Annotated in this window: 13 protein-coding genes; 9 read left to right on the top strand and 4 right to left on the bottom strand. The window is 73.1% G+C overall.

The window, feature by feature from the left end:
• Window positions 1–39: 39 nt before the first annotated feature.
• Window positions 40–705, bottom strand: coding sequence for a bifunctional DNA primase/polymerase (locus IE263_RS02705; RefSeq protein ID WP_189931718.1), 666 nt, complete (start codon window positions 703–705; stop codon window positions 40–42).
• A gap of 511 nt (window positions 706–1,216) precedes the next feature.
• Here IE263_RS02705 and IE263_RS02700 point away from each other — a divergent pair.
• The 4 genes from IE263_RS02700 to IE263_RS02685 all read left to right on the top strand — a co-directional run bounded on the left by IE263_RS02700 (window position 1,217) and on the right by IE263_RS02685 (window position 7,042).
• Entirely contained in the window at window positions 1,217–2,722 is a 1,506-nt protein-coding gene (locus IE263_RS02700) for a PP2C family protein-serine/threonine phosphatase (RefSeq protein WP_189932032.1), read from the top strand.
• 94 nt (window positions 2,723–2,816) lie between these two features.
• On the top strand, window positions 2,817–4,316 hold the full coding sequence (locus IE263_RS02695) for an aminopeptidase P family protein (RefSeq protein ID WP_189931716.1): 1,500 nt from the start codon (window positions 2,817–2,819) through the stop codon (window positions 4,314–4,316).
• 76 nt (window positions 4,317–4,392) lie between these two features.
• Window positions 4,393–5,760 carry a MocR-like pyridoxine biosynthesis transcription factor PdxR gene (pdxR, locus tag IE263_RS02690; protein WP_189931714.1) on the top strand — a complete coding sequence of 456 codons (1,368 nt, stop codon included), beginning with the start codon at window positions 4,393–4,395 and terminating at the stop codon, window positions 5,758–5,760.
• A gap of 67 nt (window positions 5,761–5,827) precedes the next feature.
• Window positions 5,828–7,042: an MFS transporter gene (locus IE263_RS02685; protein WP_189931712.1), complete on the top strand. Its 1,215-nt coding sequence runs from the start codon at window positions 5,828–5,830 to the stop codon at window positions 7,040–7,042.
• 556 nt (window positions 7,043–7,598) lie between these two features.
• On the opposite strand, the gene IE263_RS02680 is transcribed toward IE263_RS02685, so the two are convergent.
• Together IE263_RS02680 and IE263_RS02675 are read right to left on the bottom strand one after the other, a co-directional pair.
• Window positions 7,599–8,432 carry a triphosphoribosyl-dephospho-CoA synthase gene (locus tag IE263_RS02680; protein ID WP_189931710.1) on the bottom strand — a complete coding sequence of 278 codons (834 nt, stop codon included), beginning with the start codon at window positions 8,430–8,432 and terminating at the stop codon, window positions 7,599–7,601.
• Between the two features lie 9 nt (window positions 8,433–8,441).
• The gene (locus tag IE263_RS02675; RefSeq protein ID WP_444545091.1) at window positions 8,442–9,383 is read right to left on the bottom strand and encodes an intradiol ring-cleavage dioxygenase; all 942 of its coding nucleotides are present in this window, start codon (window positions 9,381–9,383) and stop codon (window positions 8,442–8,444) included.
• Between the two features lie 347 nt (window positions 9,384–9,730).
• On the opposite strand from IE263_RS02675, the gene IE263_RS02670 reads away from it, so the two are divergent.
• The 3 genes from IE263_RS02670 to IE263_RS02660 all read left to right on the top strand — a co-directional run bounded on the left by IE263_RS02670 (window position 9,731) and on the right by IE263_RS02660 (window position 13,370).
• On the top strand, window positions 9,731–10,570 hold the full coding sequence (locus tag IE263_RS02670) for an SDR family oxidoreductase (protein ID WP_189931708.1): 840 nt from the start codon (window positions 9,731–9,733) through the stop codon (window positions 10,568–10,570).
• A 251-nt stretch (window positions 10,571–10,821) separates the two neighbouring features.
• Entirely contained in the window at window positions 10,822–12,330 is a 1,509-nt protein-coding gene (locus IE263_RS02665) for a cytochrome ubiquinol oxidase subunit I (protein WP_189931705.1), read from the top strand.
• On the top strand, window positions 12,330–13,370 hold the full coding sequence (locus tag IE263_RS02660; protein ID WP_189931703.1) for a cytochrome d ubiquinol oxidase subunit II: 1,041 nt from the start codon (window positions 12,330–12,332) through the stop codon (window positions 13,368–13,370). Before IE263_RS02665 ends, IE263_RS02660 begins: the two co-directional genes overlap by 1 nt.
• Before the next feature lie 505 nt (window positions 13,371–13,875).
• Here IE263_RS02660 and IE263_RS02655 read toward each other — a convergent pair.
• Window positions 13,876–15,624 (bottom strand): cation:proton antiporter, encoded by a 1,749-nt coding sequence (locus tag IE263_RS02655; protein WP_189931700.1) that lies wholly within the window; start codon window positions 15,622–15,624, stop codon window positions 13,876–13,878.
• Window positions 15,625–15,752: 128 nt separating this feature from the next.
• Between IE263_RS02655 and IE263_RS02650 the strand changes: the two genes are divergently transcribed.
• Window positions 15,753–16,121: a hypothetical protein gene (locus IE263_RS02650; RefSeq protein WP_189931698.1), complete on the top strand. Its 369-nt coding sequence runs from the start codon at window positions 15,753–15,755 to the stop codon at window positions 16,119–16,121.
• 188 nt (window positions 16,122–16,309) lie between these two features.
• Window positions 16,310–17,647, top strand: a complete 1,338-nt coding sequence (locus IE263_RS02645; RefSeq protein WP_229910761.1) for a hypothetical protein — start codon at window positions 16,310–16,312, stop codon at window positions 17,645–17,647.
• Window position 17,648 lies beyond the last annotated feature (1 nt).

Raw genomic sequence — 17,648 nt, 5'->3', positions numbered from 1 at the left:
CGCGAAACCGGCATACCGCCCGGCTCGCGCCCGACACCCTTACAACTCGGGTGCGCTCACGCCCGTCCGAGTGAGGGCGTCCACGACCGCGTCCACCACGGCCTCCACGTCGGGCACCCAGGGCGAGGCCGAGCCGGGCAGCGGGGCCCGCTCCCAGCGGATCTCCCCCTGGCCGGTCTCCGACGGGGGCAGGGCGAGATAGCCGCCCTCTCCGTGGAACCGCAGGGAACCGGGCACGAAGTCCTTGGCGTAGAGCAGTTCGCCCAACTGCTCCATGGAGTACGGCCGGACGAGGATCGCCCAGCGGGTGGGCGAGGCGACGACCGGGCCGAGCCGCATGCCCTGCCGGTCCAGCGCCACGAGCGCGCGGGAGGCCGCGAGGGCGGGCAGGCTGACCGCGCAGGGCGCCTTGCCTCCGGTGGCCAGGACGATGGGGGCCGCCGGCCGGTTGGTCCACCACCAGCGCACCATGCGCGCGTCGGTGGTGGCCGCGAGAAGGCTGGGGTCGAAGGGATGAGCGCCGGGCACCGAGCACTCCGGGTCGGGGCAGCCGCAGCGGGAACGCCCCTGCGGGTCCGCCGTCACGCCCGGGAGTACGGGCCACTGCCATTCCGTCGCGAAGGTCAGGGCCGCGTCGATCAACTCAGGCCCCCCGTCGCTGCGCTGGGACAGGAGCCTGCGTCGCCTTCCGAGGATCTCGCGCATGTGCGCTCGTTCCTTTCCGTTGCACCGCTGGCAACACCGTGGGCCACATCACACCATGTGTCGATCACTTCACTGTGCGTACCTGTTGGCGCATCACACCCCTGTCGCAGACAAGGGGAACCCCTGGGGTTCGATCGTTGGCTGCTTCCGCGGCCACTCCGTCCATACTGCGCCCACCTCAAGCATGGGCATGGCGCGGGGTGGCGAAGTCTGGCGTTTTGCCGTGCGCGTATTTCTCTCCGCCGCCGCCACGGGAGGATGGGGCACGGTCGTCGGTGGCTAAGACGCCCGGGTCGGTCACCAGGTTCCGGGTGGCTCCCAACGACCCCTGGTCCTACCGAGTACGTACCCATCACGACCGCTGTGACGCTCCGTGGAGCAAGCCCAGTCGACCGCAATCACCCGTTACCCGAGTCAGTTTTAAGCCAACTTTGCTATTTCGCAAGGGAGCCGGAGCAGCGTGCGCGACAACCCCACTGGCCCCACGGACACCAGCAATACCCGCAGGACAATGCTGGACATCCCCTCACGAGTGCGTGTACATGTGGAGACACTGCTAGCGGCGCAGAATGACATGGGGGTTTGCGATGCTTTTGCGCACTACGCACCGGTCCGAGAGCCGGACGCCATGAACGCCCCTCACGCTCCGAAAGTGGCCGGAATCGATTCAACGGTTCCCTCGCCCGCACACACTGTCCCGCCCGCGCCCGCAACCCCGGCCGCCCCGCCGGTCCCCCCCGCCGCGGGAGCCCTCCTCCAGGATCGCCTCGCCGGCTGGGTCTCCGACCTCACCACCCTGCACGAACTCACCGAACGCCTGGCCCGGACGGCCACCCTGGCCGACGCCCTCCAGGAACTGCTGCACGCCGGAGCCGCCCTCGTCGGCGCCCGGCGTGGTCTCGTCGTCCTGGAGCCCGCCGACGGACTCGGCCCGGACACCACGATCGGCCTCGGTCTCGGCCGCGCCGATCTCGGCCACATCGAGACCGTCCCGCGCAGCTCCATGCCGTACGGCCGCATCCTCGACGGACTGCCCGGCGGGGACGGGGCGATCGCCCAGCCCGACCTGTTCGCCGAGGACGGACTCGACCCCCGCCACCGTGAGGTCGCCGCCCGCCTCGGCTACGCCGCCAGCTACGCCCTGCCGCTCGCCGGCGAGGGCGCGGGCCGCCTGGGCGCCGCCGTCTGGCTCTACGACGAGCCCGCCGAACCGGTCGGACGCCAGCGTCACCTGGTCGGCCTGTACGTCCGCTACGCCGCCGAACACCTCGCCCGGCTCCTCGACGTCGAGCGCACGCGCGCGTGCATGACGACGATGGCCGAGGAACTGCTGCCCTCCCGGCTGCCGAGGATGGCCGGTGTCCAGCTCGCCGCCCGGCACCGCACCGGTCCGCGCGGGGGCGGCGACTGGTACGACGCGCTGCCGCTGCCGGACGCGGCCCTGGGGCTCGCCGTCGGCTCGGTCACCGGCTGCGGGCCCAGCGCGGTCGCCGCGATGGGCCGGCTGCGTGCCTCCCTGCGGGCGTACGCCGTGATGGAGGGAGAGGACCCCGTCGCCGTCCTCTCCGACCTGGAGCTGCTGCTGCGGCTGACCGAGCCCGCCCGCTCCGCCACCGCCCTGTTCGCCTACTGCGAACCCGAGCTGCGCAAGATCACCCTGGCTGGCGCCGGCCACTGCCCGCCCCTGCTGGTCGGCGGGCGGCGCACGGAGTTCGTCGAGACCTCCGTGTCCGCGCCGCTGGGCATGCTCGCCTGCTGGGAGGCGCCGAGCGTGGAACTGGAGACGGAGCCCGGCGAGACGGTCCTGCTCTACACCGACGGGCTGCTGCACCGCACCGGCGACCGCGTCGACCGTGCCTTCGCCCGGCTGCAGGCGGCCGCCGCCGGCGTGCCCCGGGCGCTTCGGCACGACCCCGCCGCGGTCGCCGACCATGTGCTGCGGACGATGCTGCCGGAGGAGCAGGACGCGACGGGCGGCACGGAGGACGTGGTGCTGCTGGCGGCCCGTTTCGACTAGCCGGGCGTTCAGGCAGCGGTAAGAGGTCCTTCGCCCCTGGGCCCCCTTCTGTACGACCGTACGATGGAGGGGGTCCAGTGCCGTATCTAGGAGGATGACCGTGGCGGAAGAGCTCCCGGCTGTGTCCGATCATGCTGCTGACGCAGCGGGCCCGGAGACCCCGGAAACCGCTGAAGAAGAGCCGATCAAGCAGCGCAAGAACGGCCTGTACCCGGGCGTGTCCGACGAGCTCGCCGAGAACATGAAGTCCGGCTGGGCCGACACGGAGCTGCGTGATCTGGAGCCGATCGCCCAGGCCGCCGAGACCGCCGCCCGCCGGGCCGCGCTCTCCGCGCGCTTCCCGGGCGAGCGCCTGGTGATCCCGGCGGGCAACCTCAAGACGCGCTCGAACGACACGGAGTACGCCTTCCGCGCCTCCGTCGAGTACGCCTACCTCACCGGCAACCAGACCGAGGACGGCGTCCTCGTACTGGAGCCCACCGCCGACGGCCACAAGGAGACGATCTACCTCCTGCCGCGCTCCGACCGGGAGAACGGCGAGTTCTGGCTCTCCGGCCAGGGCGAGCTGTGGGTCGGCCGCAGGCACTCCCTCACCGAGGCGGAGCAGCTGTACGGCATCCCGGCCTCCGACGTGCGCGAGCTGGCCGACAAGCTGCGTGAGGCGACCGGCCCGGTGCGGGTCGTGCGCGGTTACGACGCCGGCATCGAGGCGGCGCTGACCGACAAGGTCACCGCCGAGCGCGACGAGGAACTGCGGGTCTTCCTGTCCGAGGCGCGGCTGGTCAAGGACGACTTCGAGATCGGCGAGCTGCAGAAGGCGGTCGACTCGACCGTGCGGGGCTTCGAGGACGTCGTACGCGTTCTGGACAAGGCCGAGGCCACCTCCGAGCGGTACATCGAGGGCACGTTCTTCCTCCGCGCTCGCGTGGAGGGCAACGACGTCGGCTACGGCACCATCGCCGCGGCCGGGCCGCACGCCTGCACGCTGCACTGGGTGCGCAACGACGGGCCCGTGCGCTCCGGTGAGCTGCTGCTGCTCGACGCAGGCGTCGAGACGCACACGTACTACACCGCCGACGTCACGCGGACGCTGCCGATCAACGGGCGGTTCAGCGAGATCCAGAAGAAGATCTACGACGCCGTGTACGACGCACAGGAGGCCGGGATCGCGGCAGTGCGGCCGGGCGCGAAGTACCGGGACTTCCATGACGCCGCTCAGCGGGTGCTGGCCGAGCGGCTTGTGGAGTGGGGGCTCGTCGAGGGGCCCGTGGAGCGGGTGCTGGAGCTCGGTCTGCAGCGGCGCTGGACGCTGCACGGCACCGGGCACATGCTCGGCATGGACGTCCACGACTGCGCTGCCGCGCGGGTGGAGTCGTACGTCGACGGGACGCTGGAGCCGGGGATGGTACTCACGGTCGAGCCCGGACTGTACTTCCAGGCCGACGACCTGACCGTGCCGGAGGAGTACCGGGGGATCGGCGTGCGGATCGAGGACGACATCCTGGTGACCGAGGACGGGAACCGGAACCTGTCCGACGGGCTGCCGCGACGGTCGGACGAGGTCGAGGCCTGGATGGCTTCGCTCAAGGGCTGATACGGAGTCGATGGCCGGGTACGGGTGAGGTACCCGGCCATCGCCGTGTTCGGATCACGTGGCCAGGGGGGACTTCGTGGACGACTTCTGGGCCGGCGTCGGTGTCGACCTGCATCTCGAACCCGACTCCGGCGAAGGGCGGCGGGCCGGGCTGGAGCGGGCCCTGCGGGACGCCGTGCGGGGTGGGCGGCTCGCGCCCGGGACCCGGTTGCCGGCCACCCGGCGGCTCGCGGCCGAGGTGGGGATCTCGCGCAACACCGTGAAGGCCGCGTACGACCAGCTGGTCGCCGAGGGGTATCTGACGGCTCGGCAGGGGTCGGGCACCCGGGTCGCCTCACTGCCCTCCGTCGCCGCGGAACCGCCGGAGGCCGCCGCACGCGCGCGTGAGCCGCGTTTCGATCTGCGGCCCGGCAGTCCGGACGTCGGGGCGTTCCCGGCGGCGGCCTGGCTGCGTGCGCTGCGCCGCGCCATCGCCACGGCGCCCTCGCCGGCGTACGACTACGGGGATCCTCGGGGGCGCACGGAGCTGCGGACGGCGCTGTCCGGGTATCTGGGGCGCGCGCGGGGGGTCATCGCGCCGCCCGAGCGGATCGTGATCACCTCCGGGTATGTGCAGGGGCTCGCGCTGCTCACGCGGGTGCTGGAGGGCGCGCGGGTGGGCATGGAGGACCCCGGGCTGCCGTTCCACCGGGAGGTCGTGCGGCGGGGCGGCGGGGACGTGGTGCCGGTGCCGGTCGACGAGCGGGGGGTGCGCGCGGAGGAACTGGGGGACGTCAGGGCCGTGGTGGTCACGCCCGCGCACCAGTACCCGACCGGTGTGACCCTGCACCCGGAGCGACGGCGGGCGCTGACGGACTGGGCACGCGCGCGTGGCGGGCTGATCGTCGAGGACGACTACGACGGGGAGTTCCGCTACGACCGGCAGCCCGTCGGCGCGCTCCAGGGGATGGCGCCGGGGGAGGTCGTCTATCTGGGCACCGCCTCCAAGACCCTCGGGCCCGCGCTGCGGCTCGGCTGGATGGTGCTGCCGCCGCACCTGGTCGACGCGGTGGCCGACGCCAAGCTGCACAGCGACCACCACACCGAGTCCATCGGCCAGCTCGCCCTCACCGAACTGATCGACAGCCACGCCTACGACCGGCACGTGCGCGCGTGCCGGCTGCGTTACCGGCGCCGCCGGGATCTGTTGGTGGACCGGCTGGGCGCGCGCCGGGGCGTGCGCGGGATCGCGGCCGGGCTGCACGCGCTGGTGGAGGTCCGCGACGAGGAGGAGGTGCTGGCGCGCGCGGAGGCCGAGGGGCTGGCGGTCGGCCGGCTCGGCGAGCACTGGCACGCGCCCGGCGCGGGACGCCCGCAGGGGCTGGTGGTCGGCTACGGGACGCCCCGGGAGCGGGTGTATCCGGAGGCGTTGGAGGTGCTGGCGAAGGTGCTGGACGAGGCCTGATTGGGCCACTGAGGTGGCGGGTGATTGGTGCTGTCGGCAGGCCCACTCCGCCGCTAGCTTCGTGGACATGACGAAGACGCGCCCGCAGCGGCTCCTCGCCCTGGCCCAGTTGAGCAACTCGGTCGGGGACGGCGCGTACTACACGACCTCCGCCCTGTACTTCACCCAGGTCGTCGGTCTCGCTCCCGCGCGCGTGGGGCTCGGGCTGACCCTCGGGTGGGCGGTCGGCTCGCTGGCCGGCGTCCCGCTGGGACGGCTCGCCGACCGGCGCGGGCCGCGCGGCACGGCGGTGCTGCTGGCGCTGGCGACCGGGCTCGCGGTGGCGTCGTTCACGCTCGTGCGCGGGTTCATGCCGTTCGTGCTGATCGCGTGTGCGTACGCGGCCGGGCAGTCGGGGCTCGCGGCGGCACGGCAGGCGCTGCTGGCCGGGCTGGTGCCCGCCGGGGAGCGGACCGGGCTGCTGGCGCGGTTGCAGGCGACGCTCAACGCCGGTCTGGCGGTGGGGGCCGGGCTCGGCGGGCTCGCGCTGCACGCCGGGACGCGGGCGGCGTACCTCGCGGTGTTCGTGATGGACGCGGTGAGCTTCCTGCTGTGCGCGCTGCTGCTCCTCGGGCTGCCCCGGGTGGCACCGGTGCGGCTGCGTCCCCGTGGCGGCCCGGGCGTCCTGCGGGACCGGCCGTACGCGCTCGTCGCGCTGCTCAACACCGTGCTGTTGCTGCGGCTGCCGCTGCTCAGCCTCGTCCTGCCGCTGTGGATCACGTCGCGGACCGGGGCGCCGGCGTGGCTGGTCTCCACGCTGTTCGTGCTCAACACCGCCGCGGTGACGGTCTTCCAGGTGCGGGCCGCGCGCGGGGTCACGGGGCCGGCGAGTGCCGTACGCGCGGTGCGCCGCTCGGGGTGGGTGATGTGCGCCGCGTGCGCCGCGTTCGCGCTGTCCGCGGGCTTCTCCCCCTGGGTGGCGGCGGGCGTCCTGGTGCTGGGGGCGGTGCTGCAGGTCGTGGCGGAGATGGGGCAGTCGGCCGGCTCCTGGCAGCTGTCCTTCGACCTGGCCCCGGCCGACCGCGTCGGCGAGTACCAGGGCTTCTTCGGCACAGGCGTCACGGTCGCCCGCACTCTGGGCCCGCTGCTCCTGACCTGGCTCCTGGTGGAGTGGGGCACACCGGGCTGGCTGCTCCTGGGCGCGGTGACGGTGGCGGCGTCGTACGCGCTGGGACCGGCGACGCGGTGGGCGGCCCGCGGGCGGGTGGACGAGGAGGTCGGGCAGCCGGTGAGGGTGGGCTGAACGGCACTTTTACGGCTCCACGCGCGCGTGGAGGCCGACGCCGGGGGCCGACCTGGTTGCCGGCCCCCGGTGTCGTCGTCGTAGGGCCCGCCTCCAGGACCGCGCGGGCTCCACGCACGCGCGGTCGTCGGCGGCAAGGGCGGCCGGGAGTGCCGGACGGCACGCCCCAGTCGGCGTGCCGCCTGGTTCCAGGACCACGCGGACTCCCTGCACGCGCGGTCGTCGGCGGCAAGGGCGGCCGGGAGTGCCGGACGACATGCCTTGGTCGACGTGCCGCCGGCCTCCATGAGTATGCGGGCTCCACGCACGCGCGCGATCGGCGCCGAGGGCGGCGCAGAGCGGTGGCCCGCCCCCTGTCGGCGTACGCCACCGGCGCCTTGTTGCGGCCGTACGCCCGGAGATCAGGCAGCCCGCGCGGGCGATGAGCGGTAGCCAGTCCACGAGCCACGCGCCCGCCGCGGTCCCGCGCTCCCCCGCAGGCCCCCGTGCGTGTGCCGGCCGGCGCCCAGGGTGGTCGGCAGGGCCTCGTGGCCGCCCCGTCGGCGTACCGCGTCGATCAGACGGCCTTCACCTGGGCGATGACCGGCAGCGAGTCCACGAACAGCGCGCCCGCCAGGAGGCCCGCGCTTCCGCGGGGGCTCCACGCGCGTGTGTGGAGGTCTGTGTCGAGGGAGGCCAGGGCCTCGCGGCCGGCCTGTGTCGAGGTGCCTCCCGCCTCCAGGACCGCGCGGGCGCCCGCCTGGACGAGGCGGAGGCCGACCGGGCCCGCGGTGTGGAGGAGTTCGGTGTCCTGGAGGGTGGACATGACGATGAGGAGGGCGTCGAGGCGGGCCTGGGGTTCGGTGGCGCCGGCGGTGCGGGCGGCGGCGAGGGCGCCCAGGGCCCGGCGAACGTGCGGGAAGCCGGCCCGGGCCTCGCCGCGGGCGCCGGCCGCGCCGTACTTCGCCGAGACCGTCGAGCCGCGTGAGGGGCGCCGTGGGGCGCCCCGGTCGGTGTGGGCGGCGATCCGCTTGGCCGTCGCGGCGACCTCGGCGCCCCGCGCGCGCGGGTCGAGGGCGGCCGCCGCGACCAGCAGGCCGAGCGTCCACAGCGCGCCGCGGTGCCCGCCGCCGGCGAGGCCCACCGAGTGCTCGGTGGACCGCCCGATCGCGCCCAGCTCCGCGCGGAGCCGGGGCGTGGGTTCGCCGGTGCGGCGGGCGGCGGCGGCCATCGCCGCGAGGCCGGGCGCGAGCGCCTTGGCCGACCAGCGCAGGGCGCGGTGGTCCACGCGGGTGGCGCGGGCGGCGAGATCACGCGGGTCGGGCAGCCCGGGTTTGGGGGCCAGGGCCAGTTGTCCGGTCAGCGCGGCCACGGCGGCCTGCGCGAGCGTCTCGTCCTCGCGGCTCGTCATCGCCGTACCTCAGGAGGATGCCGAGGCCGACGGGGCGTCGCTCGGCGGGGCGCCGGTCGGGGGCGTGCCGCCCTCGCCGCCACCGCCGCCGCTGCCCGCGCCGGTGTTCTCGGCGTCCGGGTCGATGCCGAGGGTGAGGAAGCCCCTGTACCCCTTGGACGGGTCGGCCTTCTTGACCGGCTCGAGGGTGAGCAGGCCGCTGGCGCCGCCGCCGTCGTAGACCATGTCGTCGTCGAGGGTGGTGTAGCTGCCGGAGTGCCGGGAGTACGGCTCCAGCGTGAAGATCTCCTGGGCGATGTCGTCGGCGAAGAACAGCTGGCCGGTGTAGTTGACCTTGCCGCCCTCGTAGGTGCCGTCCTCCTTCTGGCCGCCGGTGTGCACCTTGAGGTGGATGTGGCAGGTGCGCGGGGTGTACCAGCCGGGGAAGATCGTCTCGAACTTGACGACCCCGTTGGCGTTGGCGATCTGGTAGCCGCGCAGATAGGTGTTGTCGTCGGCGGTCGAGCCGTCCTCGCTCTCCGCGGGCGCGGAGCCGCCGGGGTTGGCGGTGGTGTAGCCGGAGTAGTAGCCCCAGGCGTCGCAGTGCCAGATCTCCACGGCCGCGCCGGGGACCGGGGTGCAGCCGTCGGTGGCGTCGACGACGGTCAGCCGCAGGGTCAGCGGGACGCCGCTCTTGCCCTCGGTGATGTCCTTGCGCACCAAGGCACCGTCGAGGTAGTAGGGCCCCTCCGTGACGCTCGACATCAGCGTCATGCAGCTGCCGCTGGTCGAGGTCGCCGTGGCCGTGGCCGACGCGGTCGCCTCGGCCTCCGTGGTCGTGTCGGCGAACGCCGACTGGTATCCGGCGACGGCGAGCCCGCCGGCCGCGACCGTGCCGCCGGTCACCGCGAGGGCGCGGCGCCGGGTGATGGTCCTGTCTTTGTGGTTTCCCGCTTTGTGGTTTCCCGTCATGGACACGAAACGTAGGAACGCCACCCGTCAGGGACATGGGTCGACGCTGAGAGCCGGCTGTGAGTGCCGAGAGGGCTGAAGCGCGCCGGTCGGCGGTCACCCGGCCGTCTCACCCCGTGGTCCGGCCGGGTGACAGGCCGGGCCGGAACACGGCCGCGTGGCGTGCCGGTCCGTCCCGTCCTCGGGGCCGGGTGGTTTCGTCGGGGCCGGGCAGGCGACCGCTCTGCCCACCCCGCTGGGCCGGCCGACGCTCGGCCTTCCTCGGACGTGTCGCCCGTTCCCGGCGACACGTCCGTCGGTGTTCGGGACGGCGGGCGCACTCTCGGAACACCGAAGGAGAGATCGTCGTGGCGGGAAGTGTCGACGAGGACCGCGGGACGGCGTACGCGCAGCTTCTCAGGGGACAGAAGGCGCTGGTGACAGGCGCCCACTCGGGCATCGGCATGGCGACCGCCATCGCCCTGGGCCGGGCCGGGGCGGACGTCGTCGTGAACTACGTCGTCGGCGCGGACGAGGCCGAGAAGGTCGTGGCGCAGATCGAGGGCCTCGGGGTCCGCGCCTACGCCCACGAGGCCGACGTGTCCGACGAGGACCAGGTGGTCGCCATGGTCGCGCGGATGGTGAAGGAGTTCGGCACCATCGACATCATGGTGGCCAACGCCGGCCTGCAACGGGACGCGGCCGCGACGGACATGACGCTCCAGCAGTGGCAGAAGGTCATCGACGTCAACCTGACCGGACAGTTCCTGTGCGCGCGGGAGGCCGCGAAGGAGTTCGTGCGGCGCGGTGTCGTGCCGGAGGTGTCCCGGTCGGCCGGGAAGATCATCTGCATGAGCTCGGTCCACCAGATCATTCCCTGGTCGGGTCACGTCAACTACGCCTCCTCCAAGGGAGGCGTGGGCATGCTGATGCAGACCCTCGCCCAGGAGCTGGCCCCGCAGCACATCCGGGTGAACGCGATCGCTCCCGGCGCCATCCGGACCCCGATCAACCGCGATGCCTGGTCCACCCCCGAGGCCGAGGCCGAACTCCTCAAGCTGATCCCGTACCGCCGCGTGGGCGACCCGGACGACATCGCCGACGCCGTCGTCGCCATGGCGTCCGACCTGCTCGACTACGTCGTCGGCAGCACGCTCTTCGTGGACGGCGGGATGACGCTCTTCCCCGGCTTCGCCACGGGAGGCTGAGCGCCAGTGGAGGACCGTGTCACGCCCCGCCGGGCGGTGGTCCTCGGCGGGGGGTTCGCCGGGCCGCTCACCGCCCGTGCCCGGCGCGGTCGCGGGGCGCGGTGACCGCGGTCGCCCGTCGCGCCCCCGGATCCAGGGCGGCGTCGCCTCCTTCCTGACGACGGGCGACGGGCGACGGCCCCGCCCTCCCTCCCCGGCCACCCAGTCCCTCCTCAGCCCCGTCGGGCGCGGGACAGACCATCGAGGCGTACATGCTCAGCACAGCGGTCCAAGCGGTCCACCTGGCGAACACGCCGCCCCAACTCCTGCCGGCGCGCGAGCTGATGGCCTTCACCCTGGCCTCGCACATCCTGCTGGTCCCGTTCGGCGTGGCACTGCCGTTCATCACGCTCCTGATGCACCATCGGGCCCTGCGCCGCGACGACGCCGTCGCCCTCCTGCTCGCCCGACGCTGGTCGGCGGTGATGGCCGTGCAGTTCGCCATCGGCATCGTCACCGGCACGGTGCTGTCCTTCGAGTTCGGCCTGCTGTGGCCCGGGATGATGGGCCGCTGGGGCGACGTCTTCGGCCTCGGGTTCGGCGTCGAGGCATGGGCGTTCTTCCTGGAGGCCGTGCTGATCGCGATCTACCTCTACGGCTGGCGCCGGCTGAAGCCCTGGACGCACTTCTGGCTGGGCGTGCCGCTGCCGTTGGCCGCCCTGCTGGGGTCGTTCGGCATCATCGCGGCCAACGCGTGGATGAACACACCGCAGGGGTTCCGCCTCGACGCCCGGGGCGATCCCGTAGACGTCGACGTGCGGCAGGCGGTCTTCACCCCGATGCTCGGCCCGGAGTACTGGCACTTCGTGGTCGCGATGTTCATGACCGCCGGTTACCTGGTCGCGGGCGTGTACGCGGTCGGCTGGCTGCGCGGGCGCCGTGACCACTACCACCGGCTCGGCTTCACGGTCCCGTTCACCGTCGCCGCGATCCTCACCCCGGTCCAGTTCGTGCTCGGTGACTCCGCCGCTCGCGCCGTCTTCCACAAGCAGCCGGTCAAGTTCGCCGCCATGGAGCTCGTCTGGACGACCGACACCCATGTGCCCGAGTACGTGTTCGGACGGCTGAACAGCGACGGGACGATCTCTGGCGGGCTCAGGATCCCCCAGCTGGACTCGATCCTCGCCGGCTTCAAGCCCAGTACCCGGGTGACCGGGCTGACCTCGGTGCCGGCCGCCGACCGCCCCACCGCCGTCCAGGCCACCATCGCCCACTGGGCCTTCGACATCATGGTCACCGTCGGCTGTCTGCTGATCCTGCTCGCGCTCTGGTACGGGTGGTGCCGGCTGCGGCACCGGGACCTCCCGCGCAGCCGCTGGTTCTTCCGCTGCGCCGCCGTCGCGGGAGTGGCGTGCCTGGTCACCGTGGAGTGCGGCTGGATCACCACGGAGGTGGGCCGCCAGCCCTGGATCGTCTACCAGCACATGAGGGTCTCGGAGGCGGTGACCACCACCCGCGCCGGATCACTGTGGGCGATGCTCGGCATCGTCATGGTGGTGTACGCGGCCGTCTTCGGCGCGTTCCTCGCGGTCGTCCTGAAGATGCGCACCCGCTGGCGCATCGCCGACGAGAGCGCGGCCGACGACGGCTCGGCCGCGCCGCGCGCCGAACCGCCCCCGGAGACCGACACCCCGTACGGCCCCCGAAGCGAGCCCGAAGCCGCGGCGGGCGGGGCCGCGCCCGGTGGCGGATCCGGCCGCGCACCCGGCGGTGCGCCGTGATGGCCGACCTCATCGCCTGGGTGATGGTGCTCGCGATCGCCGCCTACGCCTGCGCCGGAGGCACCGACTACGGCGCGGGCTTCTGGGACCTCCTGGCCGGAGGAGCGGAGCGCGGCAGACGGCCCCGCTGGCTGATCGACCACGCCATGGCACCGGTCTGGGAGGTCAACAACGTCTGGTTGATCTTCCTCCTGGTCATCATGTGGACCGGCTTCCCGACCCTGTTCCAGGCCGTCTTCGGCGCGCTGTGGCTGCCGCTGGCCCTCGCCGCGATCGGCCTGGTGCTGCGCGGCGCCGGATTCGCCCTGCGCAAGCCCTCCCGCCGACTGGCCCGACGGCGGGTCTACGGCGCGGTGTTCGCCGTCTCCTCACTGCTCACGCCGTTCTTCCTCGGGGCGGTGCTCGGCGGCATCGCCTCCGGTCGGGTCGCGGTCGGCACACCCGCCTCCGCGGACGCCTGGGCCCATACGACGCCCGTCCTCACCGGCCTGCTGGCCGTCGCCGCCACCGCGTTCCTGGGGGCGGTCTTCCTCTGCTCCGACGCCCGGCGGTTCGGCGCGGACGACCTCGTCGACTACTTCCGTCTGCGGGCGCTGCTCGCCTTCGCCGCCGTCGTGGTCCTCGCGATCGCCGGCCTGCCCCTCACCCACGACGACGCCCGTTACGTCTGGGAGGGCCTCACCCGGGGACTGGGTCTGCTCCTGGTCGCCCTGGCCGCGGTCTGCGGGCTGGCCACGGTGCTGCTTCTGCTGTTCCGGTCCTACGGCTGGTCCCGCTTCACCTCGGTGGCGAGCGTCGCCCTGACCGTCGGCGCCTGGGGCTGCGCGCAGCGGCCCTACCTGCTGCCCACCTCGCTGACGGTGTCCCAGGCCGCCGGAGCCGCTCACACCCTGCGGTGGCTGGCGATCGTCACGGTCATCGCGATCGTGCTGGTCGGCCCCCCGCTGGTGCTGCTCTACCGGCTCGACACACTGGGCGAGCTGGAGCCGCTCACCGACGCCGACACCCGGGCCGCGGGATCACCCGGAGACGACCTCTAGCGCGGCGCCCCGGGCGAATCGCCGCCCGCCGTGCACTCCCGCCGATCCTCGGCCGGCCCGCGGGCCGGCCGAGGCCGGCCAGAGGTTGGCCGTGCGCCTGCTCTGCGCTCGAGCGCCGCTGCCGTGACTAAGTGCGGTCCGGTGCGAGCGAGGTCCGGTGCGAGCGAGGTCCGGTGCCGGGGCCCGGCCGTGGACCGGGACCTCGCCCAGGGTCGCGTCGTCGGCGCGGCGGCGGGGCACTTCACACCCGCCGGGCCGGTCGACTCGCGGGTCGACGGCCTGGGAGCGGCTTAGCGACTGGAACGGCCGAAGCGGCTGGAACGGCCGGAACGGCCGGAACAGCTGCAACGGCCGGAACGGCAGGAGGGGCCGGAACAGCTGCAACGGCCGGAGCGGCGAGCGACCGGAACGGCTGAAGCGGCCGGAGCGGCGAGCGGGGCGGCACCATCGGCGCCCGGAAAACCTCCGGGTCACCCTTTCTCGCGCTTTCTCGCGCGCCGAGTCGTCACCCCTCCAACACCACCGCCATGTCCCCCTCCTGCGGCGTCGGAGCGCTCGTCCGGGTGACCGGGAGCAGCCGGCCGCCGCCCCGCACCAGGAAGAGCAGCTCGGTGCCGTCGGGGAGAGGGCCCGCCACTCGGTGCGTCCGGACGCGGGCGCCCCGGTCGTAGCGGTGCGCCAGCTCGGCCCCGGTCAGTGCCGTGCCGAAGAGCACCTCGCCGCCCAGGTAGGGGGCGAAGACGCCCTCGCTGTCCTGGGGCGGTCCCAGGCGGTGGACCGTTCCCTCGAAGCTGCCCTCCAGATTCGTCGAGGCCAGGGCGTTGAAGTCGTCCTCCTCGGTGAGCAGCAGGACCCCGGTGAGGCCTTCCAGCTCCGCACCGGCCCCGGTGGCCGCCGCGAACAGTTCTCCGCGGGCGAGTCCGAGGCCGGCGGCGGTGATCCTCTCCCGCTCCTCCTCACGGCCTGCCCACAGGACAGCTTCCAGCCCCACCGACCGCAGCGCCTGCCCCAGATCGACCACCCATGGAGCGCCGCCCACCAGCAGGGGCCGGGAGCGTGCCGAGCGCACCACGTGCAGGCGTCGCGCCATGGGCGCGGCGGTCAGCCCGTACAGCGTGACCGTCGCGACGATCACCACGAACGTGGCGGGCAGGATCTTCGAGGCGCCGCCGACGCCCTCGTCGGCGAGCGACGGCGAGAAGGTCGAGGCGGTGGACGCGGCCACGATGCCGCGGGGCGCCATCCACCCCAGGAAGCCCCGCTCCCCCCGCGTCAGATCCGTCCGCAGGGACGCCACCAGCGCCGCCACGGGTCTGGTCACCAGGACGAGGACGGCGACGATCCCGAGCGTCGGCAGCGCGACGTGCAGCAGCGAGTGCGGGGTGACGGTGGCGGAGATGGAGACGAACAGCAGCCCGATGACCAGATGGACGAGGGTTTCGAAGAAGGGCTTGCGGGCGGGGACGTCGGCGCCGGGCAGGTTGGCCACAGCCAGCCCCATCAGGACGGCCGCGATGAGCCCGGTGTCGTCGCGGTGGACGTCGCAGGCGGCGGCGACGCCGACCACCGCCGCCAGCTGCACCGTCGTACTCAGCACCTCGCCCAGCTGGAGCCTGTGCAGCAGCAGGAAGAGTACGGCGCCCCCGACGACGCCCCCCACCACGCCGACCGCCGCGCTGGCGAGGAAGGCCAGGAGCTGGCTGCCGAGGCCGTGGCGGCCGTCGGTCACCACCGCGTGGAAGACCAGCGCGCCCAGGATGCCGCCCAACGGGTCGATCAGGGACCCCTCCCAGACGAGGATCCGTTGCACGCGGTCCGTGGGGCGTACGAACCGGAGCAGCGGGGCCACGACCGTCGGCCCGGAGACGATCACGATCGCGCCGAACATCACCGCCGCGCTCCCGGACATCCCGAGCAGGGGAGCGGCGACGAGCGCCGCCGACAGCCAGGTGACGAGCACACCGAACCACAGCAGCCGCACCACGACCTGCCGGGTGCGGGCGGCGAACCGGCGCAGATCGAGTCCCAGCCCCGCGTCGTACAGGATGACGGCGACGGCCAGCGAGACCAGCGGCGAGAAGGCGCTGCCCAGCAGCCGCTCGGGGTTGACGTCGTCCGTCAGGGCGCCGGCGGTGAAACCGACCGGCAGCAGGACGACCAGCGCCGGGATCCGCAGCCGGCTCGCCAGCACCTGTGAGCCCACCGCCAGGACGACGATCAGAGCGACGCCCCTGAGTACCTGGTCGGTCGTCACCGCGGTTCCGTCCGGAATTCAGCCGACTGGTCCCGCATCAGATGACGTGAACCGATCGTCACGGCAGCGTGAGCCGAAGAGGCCGCACACCTCCCGCTGACCTCCCGCACAGACGAGGACTCGTCGCCATGATCTGTCGTCGCCCCACCGGCCGCCGGGCCGGAGCCGTCGTCCTCCTGCTCGCCGCGGCGGGCTGCTCGGGCTCCGCCACGGGCACGATCGTCTACACGACACCGGCCGACAAGGAGGTGACGATCCAGAGCCCGGCCGACGACAAGTGCCATCGCCTGCCGGGCGGCGCCCGTCACGTGACCAACCACACGGTCGACGACATCCGGCTCTACGCCAACGAGCGCTGTGTGCTGACGTCGGCCGGTGAGAACCAGAGCGGCCGGATCGGCGGCGAGAGCTTCTACCTGGGCACGCAGTTGTCCGTCGCCCACACCCCCGGCCAGTCCCCGTGGCTGAGCTACCGCGTCATCGGCGGTGGCGGCTGAGTGCGGGGCAGGCATGCTCGGGACGCCTACTCGTCGAACTGCTCGCTCACGGCGTCACCTCTGGTGCTCGTGGGCCCCTTCCCTGCCATTGCATCACCGGACACCGGTCGTCGCACCCGGTACGGAGCGTCACCCCGTCGGCCCCTCCCGTCTCGCTCGACGGCCCCCGCCGGGATCTGCTCGAAGGCATGACGAGCAGCGACACGCCCCCACCCGAACCGGAGCGCCCTCCTGCGGCTCCTTCCGGCGAGCAGCGCCCCTCGCGGCACAACAGCGGCGAACTGGACGAACTGCGGCACCGGGTGAGCGAGTTGGAGAGCGCCCGGCACGCGCCGAGGCACCGGCTCCGGTCGCTGGGTTCGGTCCTGCTGATCATCCTGGCGTCCCTGCTGGCGCTGCTCGCCGTGGTCGCGGTCTGGGCGAACAGCATCGTCCGTGACACCGACCGTTACGTCGCGACCGTGGCGCCGCTGGCCTCCGATCCCGACGTCCAGCAGGCGGTCACGAACCGGGTCACCGACGCGGTGCTCCAGCACATCGACGTGGACGCCCTGGTCGCGGAGTTGAGCAAGGCGGCGTCGCAGGAGGGCGTACCGCCCAGGGTGGCGAGTCTCATCGGCGACCTGAGCGGCCCCCTCACGAGCGGTCTGAAGGAGCTGGTGAGCGCGACCGTGATGCGGGTGGTCTCCAGCAGCGCCTTCGAGAAGGCCTGGACGAACGCCAACCGCCGCGCCCACGACGCCGTGGAGAAGGCGCTCACGGGCACGTCCGACACCGCGGTGACGCTGAAGAACGATCAGGTCGCCATCGACGTCGGGCCCATCGTGGCCCAGGTGAAGGACCGGCTGGTCGGTGCGGGATTCGGGGCGGCCGCGAAGATCCCGGAGGTGCACACGGACTTCGTCGTGATCGAGGGGAAGGACATCGGAGAGATCAAGTCGTATCTGAGGGTCCTGCAGATCCTCGGCAACTGGCTGCCCGCCCTCGCGGTGCTGATCGCCGCCGCGGGCGTGTTCCTGGCCTCCCATCGCCGGCGGGCGCTGATCGGGGCCGCGCTCGGGGTGTTCGCCGCCATGGTGGTCCTGGGGGTGTGCCTCACCGTCTTCCGCGCGGTGTACATCGACCATCTGCCGCCGGGGACGAACACGGACGCCGCGGGCTCCGTCTACGACGCGCTGGTGAGGTTCCTGCGCTCCGGTGTGCGGGCTGTCGGAGCGCTGGCCCTGGTCACCGCCCTCGGGGCCTACCTCGTCGGCCCGTCCCGAGTCGCCGTGTTCACCCGCCACTTCTGTGGCAGGGGCATCGGCGCGGGGCGGGACGTGGCCGCCTCGGCGGGGCTGCGGCTGGGCGCAGTGGGCCGGTTCGTGCACCGCTTCAAGCGGTGGATCGGGGCGGCGATCCTCGTGGTGGCCGCGATCGTCCTGTTCACCTGGAGTTATCCGACCACGATGGTCGTGATCTGGACGGCGGTGATCGTGCTGGTGGCCTTCGCGATCCGCGAGTTCCTGGACGCACCCGCGGCCTGAC

This window comes from Streptomyces aurantiogriseus, from assembly GCF_014649375.1.
Classification (GTDB): domain Bacteria; phylum Actinomycetota; class Actinomycetes; order Streptomycetales; family Streptomycetaceae; genus Streptomyces; species Streptomyces aurantiogriseus.
This window is presented reverse-complemented; position numbering and strand designations above follow the sequence as displayed.